The 9,940-nt window shown below is 61.1% G+C and carries 10 protein-coding genes; 7 read left to right on the plus strand and 3 right to left on the minus strand.

The window, feature by feature from the left end:
• Both LD28_RS23630 and nfo read left to right on the plus strand, forming a co-directional pair.
• On the plus strand, positions 1–200 hold a 200-nt coding region (locus tag LD28_RS23630; RefSeq protein ID WP_206538735.1), incomplete at its 5' end, for a hypothetical protein.
• Positions 201–209: 9 nt separating this feature from the next.
• Complete coding sequence (gene nfo, locus LD28_RS0105565; protein WP_033136016.1) at positions 210–1,055, plus strand: deoxyribonuclease IV; 846 nt, start codon at positions 210–212, stop codon at positions 1,053–1,055.
• A 101-nt stretch (positions 1,056–1,156) separates the two neighbouring features.
• On the opposite strand, the gene LD28_RS0105570 is transcribed toward nfo, so the two are convergent.
• Positions 1,157–2,062, minus strand: coding sequence for a LysR substrate-binding domain-containing protein (locus LD28_RS0105570; RefSeq protein ID WP_033136017.1), 906 nt, complete (start codon positions 2,060–2,062; stop codon positions 1,157–1,159).
• A 102-nt stretch (positions 2,063–2,164) separates the two neighbouring features.
• Here LD28_RS0105570 and LD28_RS0105575 point away from each other — a divergent pair, with 102 nt between their 5' ends.
• The 4 genes from LD28_RS0105575 (at position 2,165) to LD28_RS0105590 (ending at position 6,637) form a co-directional block, all read left to right on the plus strand.
• The gene (locus tag LD28_RS0105575; protein ID WP_033136018.1) at positions 2,165–3,157 is read left to right on the plus strand and encodes a TDT family transporter; all 993 of its coding nucleotides are present in this window, start codon (positions 2,165–2,167) and stop codon (positions 3,155–3,157) included.
• Between the two features lie 288 nt (positions 3,158–3,445).
• Positions 3,446–4,435: a lauroyl-Kdo(2)-lipid IV(A) myristoyltransferase gene (gene lpxM / locus LD28_RS0105580; RefSeq protein WP_033136019.1), complete on the plus strand. Its 990-nt coding sequence runs from the start codon at positions 3,446–3,448 to the stop codon at positions 4,433–4,435.
• 150 nt (positions 4,436–4,585) lie between these two features.
• Entirely contained in the window at positions 4,586–5,581 is a 996-nt protein-coding gene (locus LD28_RS0105585) for an LpxL/LpxP family acyltransferase (protein ID WP_033136020.1), read from the plus strand.
• 195 nt (positions 5,582–5,776) lie between these two features.
• On the plus strand, positions 5,777–6,637 hold the full coding sequence (locus LD28_RS0105590) for a PA4780 family RIO1-like protein kinase (RefSeq protein WP_033136021.1): 861 nt from the start codon (positions 5,777–5,779) through the stop codon (positions 6,635–6,637).
• A 79-nt stretch (positions 6,638–6,716) separates the two neighbouring features.
• Here LD28_RS0105590 and LD28_RS0105595 read toward each other — a convergent pair whose 3' ends face one another.
• Complete coding sequence (locus LD28_RS0105595) at positions 6,717–7,316, minus strand: GNAT family N-acetyltransferase (protein WP_050514259.1); 600 nt, start codon at positions 7,314–7,316, stop codon at positions 6,717–6,719.
• Positions 7,317–7,811, minus strand: a complete 495-nt coding sequence (locus LD28_RS0105600; RefSeq protein WP_033136022.1) for a prolyl-tRNA synthetase associated domain-containing protein — start codon at positions 7,809–7,811, stop codon at positions 7,317–7,319.
• 166 nt (positions 7,812–7,977) lie between these two features.
• Between LD28_RS0105600 and LD28_RS0105605 the strand changes: the two genes are divergently transcribed.
• The coding region (locus LD28_RS0105605; RefSeq protein WP_033136023.1) for a DNA polymerase II at positions 7,978–9,940 on the plus strand (1,963 nt) is incomplete at its 3' end.

Genomic DNA, 9,940 nt, shown 5'->3' on the forward strand with positions numbered 1-9,940 from the left:
GGGTGGCAAATTTCAGCAAGGATTCATCGGGGTTATCAATCATCGGCAGGTTCATCTCAAGCTCCTCGGTAATGGAGCCCACATCATATGATTGGAGCCTGAATGAATCCTTTATGGGCTGCAAAAACGATCACGGCTATCGACTATTCCGGTTTGGCGGGATTGGGCGGGATCGGCATAATGGCGGCTTGCCGTATTGAGGAGATTGTATGAAATATATCGGAGCTCACGTCAGTGCGGCCGGCGGGGTGGAGAATGCCATCGCCCGCGCCCAGGCCATCGGGGCCAACGCGTTTGCCCTCTTTACCAAGAATCAGCGTCAGTGGCAGGCGGCCCCCTTGTCGGATGCCACCATCCGCGCCTTCAAGGTGGCTTGTGACAAGGCCGGTTTTCTGCCGGAGCAGATCCTGCCCCACGACAGCTATCTCATCAATCTGGGCCACCCTGACCCTGATGGTCTGGCCAAATCCCGCGATGCGTTTCTCGACGAGATGAAGCGCTGCGAGCAGTTGGGGCTCTGTTACCTGAACTTCCATCCCGGCAGCCATCTCAAGCAAATTCCCGAGGCGGCCAGCCTCAAGCTGGTGAGCGAGTCCATCAACTGGGCGCTGGAGCGCAGTGCAGGGGTGACGGCGGTGATTGAGAATACCGCCGGGCAGGGGACCAACCTCGGCTGGTCGTTCGAGCACCTCGCCACCATCATCGAGGGGGTGGAGGACAAGAGCCGGGTCGGGATCTGTTTCGATACCTGCCACGCCTTTGCCGCCGGCTACGATCTGCGCACTGCCGAGAGCTGCGCCGCCGTCTTCGCCGAGTTCGACCGCACCGTGGGTTTTCACTATCTCAAGGGGATGCATATCAACGGCGCCAAGTGCACCTTCGGCAGCCGGGTCGATCGCCACCACAGCCTGCGGGAGGGCAATCTGGGGGAGGCAGTATTCCACCACATCATGAACGATGATCGCTTCGATCGCATTCCGCTGATCCTCGAGACCATCGATGAGTCCATCTGGGGCGAGGAGATCAGCTGGTTGCGTTCGCTGCAACAGGCGTAGACCAGATCCTCTGGATAAAGAGAGGGAGCCGCGGCTCCCTCTCTGCTTTTTGCGTTTTTGCCATTGGCATGTTGGCCTGCCAGCGGCGGGTTGGCCCGGCGTTACGCCGGGCTGATCGCCTCGGCATCGTTCATCTGAGCCCGGCAGAAGTGAATAAAGTGGCGCAGGGAGGCGGAGTGGTACTTCTGCTTGTGCCAGATAAGGGAGAGCTGGCGCGGGAAGCGGCGGGTGAGGGGGAGGGCGACCAGTCGGCCATCCTTGAGCCGATCAGAGACCGCCAGCCGGGAGATAAAGGAGATCCCCAGCCCCTTCTCCACCGCCAGCATTACCGCCTCCAGGGTGTTGAGCTCAAGCCCCGCCTGCCAGTTGGGCAGGGCGGGCTGGATCTGCTGGATAAACTGTTCGCGGCTGCCCGATTGCAGCTCCCGCAGTACCCAGGTTTCGCCCCCCAGTCGGGAGAGGGAGAGATCCACCTTGGTGGCGAGGGGATGGCCGGGCTGGGCCACCACCAGCATCTCGTCCTGCAGCCAGGGTTCGGTGATGAGATCGGGGTGGTGGTTCTCCCCCTCGATCAGCGCCAGATCCAGCTCGAAGTTGGCCAGCGCGTGACAGAGCTGGTGGGTGTTGGTGATGGTCACCTTGGGGGGCAAGCCCAGCTCCTGCTTGTTGCTGGCGAGCAGGGTCGGGAGCAGGTAGTTGCCGATGGTCTGGCTGGCGCCAAGGCGCAGTTGACCGCTCGGCTCGGCATCGGCACGAAACAGGTTTTCGATATCCTGCATCCGGGTCAGCAGCTCTTCGGCGGCCGGTTGCAGCAGGCGCCCCTCGTTGTTGAGTTGCAGTCTGGGGTGGATACGGTCAAACAGCGGGGTGGCGAGCTGGCGTTCCAGCTCCTGCAGGGATTGGGAGACGGCCCCCTTGCTCAGGAAGAGCTCGTTGGCGGCAAGGCCAAGGTTTCCATAACGGGCAATGGTGGCGAACACTTTCAGCTGCTGCAGGGTCAGTTTCATGGTGTTTGGTATTCCTGAATAAGTAATTTAATTCATTTAGATATCGTAAACGATATGCCGTCATTATCCTATCGCCATAGTCATCAATAGAAAGGTGTCATCATGATCGCAAGAACCCGTAAATCCCTGGCTGCCGCCCCGACCCCCATGGCGGGTCTGGCGCTGGGCATCGCCAGTCTCGGTTGGTGTTGGGAGAATGCCGGTCACTTCGACGGACGCATGCAACTGCTGGGCGCCGCCGTGGCCGCCGTGCTGCTGGTGATCCTGACCTTTAAATTTCTGCTCCACCCCCGTCTGTTGCTGCAAGATCTCGCTCACCCCGTGGTGGGCAGTGTGGTGCCGACCTATGCCATGGGTACCATGGTGGTCTCAAAAGCGTTGGGCATGATTGCACCGCAAGCGGGCGAGGCCCTCTGGCTGTGTGCCGTGGCGGTTCACCTGCTGTTCCTGGCCACCTTTATCTGGCATCGCGCCAAAGAGTTTGAAATCCACCACATGGTGCCGAGCTGGTTCGTGCCGCCGGTGGGGATCATCGTGGCTGACGTCGCCTTCCCGGGTGGTCAGTTTGCCCCGCTGGCCAACGGTCTGCTCTGGTTCGGGATCATCTGCTACGGCTTGATGCTGCCGCTGATGCTCTATCGCCTGATCTTCAGCCATGAAGTGCCGGATGCCGCCAAACCGACCATCGCCATTCTGGCGGCCCCTGCCAGCCTCTCTCTGGCCGGTTACCTGACTGTCAGCCAGGAGCCGTCACTGCTGCTGGTGGCGGTGCTGCTGGGGATCGCCATCCTGATGACCGGCATCATCTATCTGGCCTTCATCAAGCTGCTGCGTCTGCCCTTCTCACCGGGTTATGCCGCCTTCACCTTCCCGCTGGTGATTGGTGCCACCGCCCTGTTCAAAGTGGCCCATCTGGTCGAAGGGTTTGCCCAGTCAGCACACTACGTCGAGCAGATCAGATTGCTGGCCCACTTCGAGTTGGGGGTGGCCACCGTGATCGTCGGTTATGTGGCACTGCGTTACCTGATGTTTTTTCTGCCGCAGCGTGACAGCGAAATGAACAACGGCATGGCCCGCCAGGGGGCTCACCGTTAACGCGTGAAAGAGTGACATCGCGAATCGCTAAACAGTGCGCCCAGAGGGTGGCGAGAGTACGGCGAGAGTGCGGTGAAAGTTCGGCAGGATAAGCGACCATGCATTTGATGGATGGATTAAGCACCGCCAGTCTGACCGAGTAATGAGCAAAATGCCCCGCAGTGCGGGGCATTTGTTTATGGTTCCTTGATGTGGCCCCCATGTCGGGCGGTTTACCATGGAATTAACTGGTATTACCTGTCAGGACGACTACAATGCAGCACCACTTTTTTCGCTCGACCCCCACACATGTCGTCCCAAGATCCCGTATTTGACTCCTCCTTTGAACCCCGTTTTCTGCACCCCCGCTACTGGTTCAGCTGGTTGGCACTCGGTGTGCTGATGCTGCTGGCCTTTGTGCCGGTGCGATTGCGTGACCGTCTGGCCGAAGCCTTGGCACCACTGGTGTTTCGCCTCTCCAAAAAACAGGTCTATATCGCCAGAACCAATCTGGAGATCTGCTTCCCCGACAAGAGCCCGGAAGAGCGGGATGCACTTGCGCTGACCTCGATCCGGGTTGGCCTCAAGAGCCTGCTGGGATTCGGCGAGTTCACCATGCGCAGCCAGCGTTATCTGATGAGCCGGATGCAGGTGAGCGGTTGGGAGCATATCGAGGCTGAACGGGCTGCCGGTCGTCCGGTGATCCTGGTGGTGCCCCACACCTGGCCGGTGGATGCCGCCGGTTATTACTTCACCCAGCGTGGGGTGCCCATGTGCACCATGATGAAACGGGCGCGCAATCCGGTGTTTGACTGGCACCTCAACCGGGCGCGGGCCAAGAACGGCTGCCGCGTCTATGAGCGCAGTGCCGGGATCAAGGCAGTGATCAAGACTATCCGCAGCGGGCGCAGCTTCTTCTACCTGCCGGATCAGGATCATGGCCGCGAGAAGAGCATCTTTGCCCCCTTCTTTGGCTACCCCAAGGCGACCCTGCCAGCCTTGCCCCGTCTGGTGCAGGTCAGCGGCGTCAAGGCGGTACCGCTGCTCGCCTGTTACGACGAAGCGAACCACTGCTATCGGTTGGAAATTGAGGCACCCTTCGACAACTATCCTACCGAGGATGTGATGGCCGACACCTGCCGGATGAACGACATGGTGCAGCAGCAGTTGACTCGCCACCCGGGTCAATACATGTGGTTCCTCAAGATCTTCGATACCCGTCAGGATCAGGAGGGGATGGATGGCCTCTACGAAGAGGGGATCCAGCGGATCCGCAAGGGGTTGTCGCCCCACGGCTGAATGTGAATTTGTGTTGATTGAAATGGCCCCAGGTGGGCCATTTTTTATGATAACTAGTCTGATCAGTGCCTTGCAGGCCAGCGGCCAGCCTCCTCAGGGTAGAAAAAAATGTCAGGATAACTACAATAACCGTTTGTTTTTGATGACTTGATGGCCGACATGTCCGCATTAGATCCGGTATTTGATACCTCATTTCATAGCCGCCTGCTGCATCCCAAATGGTGGGGCAGCTGGGGCGCGCTGGGCCTGCTCTCCCTGCTGGCATTTACCCCCGCGAGGCTGCGGGATCGCTTTGCCGATCTGGTCTCACCGACCTTGCTGCGGTGCTCGAAAAAGCAGGCCTATATCGCCGACACCAATCTCAAAATCTGCTTTCCCAAACTGGATGCCGCCGCACGGCAGGCATTGCTGCTCAAATCGATCCGGGTCGGTCTCAAGACCTTCATGGGCTTTGGTGAGCTCAGCTGGCGCAGCAAAACGCGCCTGACTCGCCGCATCAAGGTGAGCGGCTGGGAACACGTGCAAGCGGAGCAGGCCGCGGGTCGCCCGGTAATCCTGGTGGTGCCCCACACCTGGGCGGTCGACATGATTGGCCGCTACTTCGCCATGATGGGCATCGAGATGTGCACCATGATGAAGAGCCCGAAAGATCTGGTATTCGACTGGTACATCAACCGCGAGCGAGCCAAAGGGGGCAAGGTGTACGAGCGCAGTGTCGGCATCAAGCCGGCGATCAAGGCGATCCGCGCTGGCGCCAGTTTCTTCTACCTGCCGGATCAGGATCACGGCCGCGAGGCGAGCGTGTTTGTTCCCTTCTTCGGCCGCCCCAAAGCAACCCTGCCGGCGTTGCCCAAGCTGGTGAAGCTGACCGGTGCCAGGGCGGTGCCCATCTTCGCCAGCTATGACGAGGATGAGGGGCGCTATCTGCTGGAGATCGAGCCGCCGTTTGATCCTTATCCCACCGCCGATCTGCAGGCAGACGTCAATGCCATGAACCGGGTGGTGGAGATGCAGGTGGCCCGCCATCCCGAGCAGTACATGTGGTTTCTCAAGATCTTCGAAACACTGGAGCATCAGGAGGGGGATGACGGCCTCTATGAAGCGGGTATTCAGCGTATTCGTCAGGGCTTGCCGCCCGAACCTTGAAAGTTGGCCCGCTTGCGGGCCATTTTTGTTGGCACCGGGACCTCGCGTGTGTGGCCTGCTGCTGGTGGTTTTTCAGGCTGTCCGGTGGACAAAAACAGGTCAAACAGGGGATAACAGGGTGTCATATGAACGGGAGAGGCAGGTGAGCGTGTGTGGAGCTATCTTCGAGAGCGGAAATAGGGTAAAAGGGCGGCCATGAAAATTCCAAATCGAATCCAACCTCTGGTTGATGACGGCCTGGTCGATGAGGTCGTCAGCCGGTTGATGAGCGGCAAAGAGGCCGACGTCTATGTGGTGCGCTGCGGCGACGAGATCCGCTGCGCCAAAGTCTATAAAGAGGCGTCCAAGCGCAGCTTCAAGCAGGCGGTGGTCTATCAGGAGGGGCGCAAGGTGCGCAACAGCCGTAGCGCCCGCGCCATGGAGAAGGGCTCCAAGTACGGCCGCAAGCAGCATGAAGAGGTGTGGCAGAACACCGAGGTCGATGCCCTGTTCAAGCTGGCGGCGGCCGGTGTGCGAGTGCCGCAGCCCTATGTCTGCCTCGATGGTGTCCTCTTGATGGAGCTCATCACCGATGAGGATGGCAATGTCGCGCCGCGCCTCAACGATGTGGCGCTGAGCCCCGAGCAGGCAGTTATCGATCACCACAAGGTGATCCGCTATGTGGTGCGGATGCTCTGCGCCGGTCTTATCCACGGCGATCTCTCGGAGTTCAACGTGCTTGTGGATAGCCAGGGCCCCGTCATCATCGACCTGCCCCAGGTGGTGGATGCCGCCGCCAACAACCAGGCCAAGGCGATGCTGGAGCGGGACGTCAACAACATGCGCAACTACTACGGCATGTATGCCCCCGAGCTGCTCAAGACCCGTTATGCCCAGGAGATGTGGGCGCTGTTTGAAGATGGCAAGCTGACCCCCGAGAGCGAGCTGACCGGCCACTTTGAAGAGAGCAGCGCCGCCATCGATCTTGATTCGGTGCTACACGAGATCGAGAGCGCCGAAGAGGAGGCCTATGCCCGTCAGGCCCGGATGAAGGCGGAGCAGGAAGACAGCTACTAACGGCTCTGCCACGTTCGTAAAAAGAGCGCCTTCGGGGCGCTCTTTTTATTGCTGCCGCGGCTGCGGTCGGCTGGTGCCGTCATACCTGCAACTGATCGCTTGTTGCTGTAGCCAATAGATCTGCTGCTCTCGGGCGTGGCCGGGGGGCTAGCTGGTACATCTCCAGCCAGCGGCGATCCCCCGGATGGAAGCGCCGCCCCAGCAACACGCCACCTGCCGCGGTAATCACCTTGCGGGAGGCCAGATTCTCTTCGCCACAGCTGACCAGCACCGGCTCGCTCAACATGTGTTGTTGTACCCAGCCAAGCAGCGCCGCGGCAGCCCCTTCGCCACGGCGGGTGGGGCGGGTCTCGTAGCCGATATGGCCGAGCCATTGGCGGGTTGCCTCATTGTCACCGTGACGCAGGCGCAAGGTAGCGAGGATCTCCTCGCCATCGAGGGCAAAACAGGTGGTGGTGGCCAGGTATCCGCTGGGCAGGTTGCGCCCTTCGGCGTGGTCCAGCAGGCTCTGTAACCAGCCGTCCGGGTCAAATTGCGCCACCTGATAGAGCGGCATCCCCGCGTCGGCACACTCGACCACATATCGGTGATAGGCCGGGGCATCCGCCAGTCGGGCCGGGCGGCATTCGAAACGGGTCGGCGCTGGCTGGTCTGACGCCTTGAGGGTGAAATCGGCCATTCAAGCGGCTGCCACGATCGGCAGCGCCATCACGCAGGCCTCCCGGCCCAGATGGGCCAGCAGACGGCGCACGTCGTCGAGGCGGATGATCAGGGTAGCGGTGTTGACCAGCGGATGGCACTGTACCTGCTCGGCCTGCCAGATGGTTTCGTCCACCACCAGCTCCACGGCACGCTCGCTATCGCGCACCATGGCGAGCAGGGTCACCGAGCCCGGGGTGAGGCCGAGCACCGCATCAAGCCGCTCCGGGGAGCCAAAGCTCAGCCGCTTGACGCCGAGTTTGACTGCCAGCGCCTTGAGATCGACCCGGCTCTCCTCCGGGCTCACCACCAGAAACAGCCGCTCGCTTTTCGGATCGCGTAAAAAGAGGTTTTTGGTCTTGGCGGCGGGCAGGTCGGGCAGCAGCCTGCTCGCCTCCTCGCAGGTAAACACGGGGGGATGATCGACACGTTGGTAGGGGATGGCCAGCTGATCCAGCAGGGAATAGATTGCCACAGAGACTCCTTTTGTCGGCGAAGAGTGGTCAGAACGTGATGGACGGGAATAATGACGGCATCGAGCTTACCAGTTTGACTCCCGCCTCGCAGCCTGCGTGACCATTGCGAGCAGGCACTGTATGAACGTACAATAGTCCCATTCTCGGACAGCCCCTTTACGCTTCATGACTGCAACCCAGCCCACCGTACCCGCCACTCCGCCGCTCGACGGTTTTATCCTGACCCGCCACGGTCGGGACGTGCGCGGCCGCAACGGGCACGCCGCCACCACCGAAATCGTGATGTGGCTCTGGAGTGCGCAGGGGCCGGTGCGGGTGGTGGTGCCGGGGCAGGAGCCGGTGTTTTTTTTGCCGCAGAGTCACATGGCAGAAGCCGCCGAGCTGTTCAAAGGCGCCGGGGTGAGCGGGCGGTTTCGCCGCCTGCCGATGCACACCTTCGACGGTCGCCCTGTGGTGGGCTGCTATTTTGCCACCCTGAGCGCCTTTCACCGCGCCATCGAGCTGCTGCTCATTCGCGGGCTGGAGCACTTCGAGGCGGATATCCGGCTGCCGGAGCGTTTTCTGATGGAGCGCTTCATCACCGCTGGCGTGCGTTTCGATGGCCGGGCGGTGAAGAGGGGGGGCAAGCAGGGTTACTGGGAGGTCAACGAGGCACGCTGCGCGCCCAAGGCGGTGACGCCCACCCTCTCCTGGGTATCGCTGGACGTGGAGTGCGCCATGGACGGGGCCCTCTTCTCGGTGGGGCTCTATAGCGAAGAAGATGCGCGGGTCATCATGATCGGCGCCCCGGAAGCGGATGCCGACAGCTGGGGTACTAAGGTCGAGTGGGTGGCGGATGAAAGCGCCCTGCTCGGCGCGCTGGAGCGCTGGTTCAGTCACCATGACCCCGATCTGGTCATCGGCTGGAACGTGGTCAACTTTGACTTTCGCCTGCTGCTGCGCCGCGCCGAGCTTAACAAGCGGCGGCTGCGGCTCGGGCGGGGGCGCGAGCTCTGCTTCTGGCGCTCGTCACGGGGCGATCCCCAGACCGGCAACGTCATCATTCCCGGGCGCATGGTGCTCGACGGCATCGATACCCTCAAAAGCGCCACCTGGCAGTTTGCCAGCTACAGCCTGGATGCGGTGGCGAGCGAGTTGCTTGGCCGTGGCAAGGATATCGAGGATGTGGCCAATCGGGGGGAGAAGATCACCGAGCTGTTCCACTCCGACAAGGAGGCGCTGGCCCGCTACAACCTGGAAGATTGCAAGCTGGTGTGGGAGATCTTCGACTACTGCCACCTCATCCCTTTTGCCATCGAGCGCGCCTCCCTTACCGGCCTTGAGCTGGACAGGGTGGGGGGCTCGGTGGCGGCCTTTACCAACCTCTATCTGCCGCGGCTGCATCGTGGCGGCTACGTGGCCCCCAATCTACCAGCCGACGGTGGGCTCGCAAGCCCCGGCGGCTATGTGATGGACTCCAAACCCGGTCTCTATCGCCATGTGCTGGTGCTCGATTTCAAGAGCCTCTATCCCAGCATCATCCGCACCTTCTGCATCGACCCCATGGGGCTGGTGGAGGGGTTGCAACATCCCGATCACGCCATTCCCGGTTTTCGCGGCGCCCTGTTCTCCCGCGAGCGGCACTTCTTGCCGGATCTCATCGCCACCCTGTGGGCGGCGCGGGATAGAGCCAAGGCGGCCAGCAACAAGGCGCTCTCTCAGGCCATCAAGATCATCATGAACTCCTTCTACGGGGTGCTGGGCTCGGGGGGCTGCCGCTTCTACGACCCCAGGCTTGCCTCATCGATCACCTTGCGCGGTCACAGCATCATGCAGCAGACCCGCGAGTGGATTGAGGCGAAGGGGTTCGAGGTGATCTATGGCGATACCGACTCCACCTTTGTCCATCTGGGGCGCGAGACCAGCCCGGATGAGGCGGACGAGATCGGCCAGCGACTGGCTCAAATGATCAACGATAACTGGGCAGCACTGATCAAGCGCGAGTTCGATCTGCCGAGCTATCTGGAGATCCAGTACGAGACCCACTACCGCCGCTTTCTGATGCCGACCATCCGCGGCTTGGAGAAGGGGAGCAAGAAGCGCTATGCCGGGCTGGTTAGCAAGGCCAGTGAGGGGACAGAGCAACTGG

This window comes from Aeromonas finlandensis (assembly GCF_000764645.1).
Taxonomy (GTDB): domain Bacteria; phylum Pseudomonadota; class Gammaproteobacteria; order Enterobacterales; family Aeromonadaceae; genus Aeromonas; species Aeromonas finlandensis.

Bases quoted from the DNA above. Each gene is read 5' to 3' on its own strand.
- nfo (WP_033136016.1), top strand. From the start codon at position 210: ATGAAATATATCGGAGCTCACGTCAGTGCGGCCGGCGGGGTGGAGAAT.
- LD28_RS0105570 (WP_033136017.1), bottom strand. From the start codon at position 2,062: ATGAAACTGACCCTGCAGCAGCTGAAAGTGTTCGCCACCATTGCCCGT.
- LD28_RS0105575 (WP_033136018.1), top strand. From the start codon at position 2,165: ATGATCGCAAGAACCCGTAAATCCCTGGCTGCCGCCCCGACCCCCATG.
- lpxM (WP_033136019.1), top strand. From the start codon at position 3,446: ATGTCGTCCCAAGATCCCGTATTTGACTCCTCCTTTGAACCCCGTTTT.
- LD28_RS0105585 (WP_033136020.1), top strand. From the start codon at position 4,586: ATGGCCGACATGTCCGCATTAGATCCGGTATTTGATACCTCATTTCAT.
- LD28_RS0105590 (WP_033136021.1), top strand. From the start codon at position 5,777: ATGAAAATTCCAAATCGAATCCAACCTCTGGTTGATGACGGCCTGGTC.
- LD28_RS0105595 (WP_050514259.1), bottom strand. From the start codon at position 7,316: ATGGCCGATTTCACCCTCAAGGCGTCAGACCAGCCAGCGCCGACCCGT.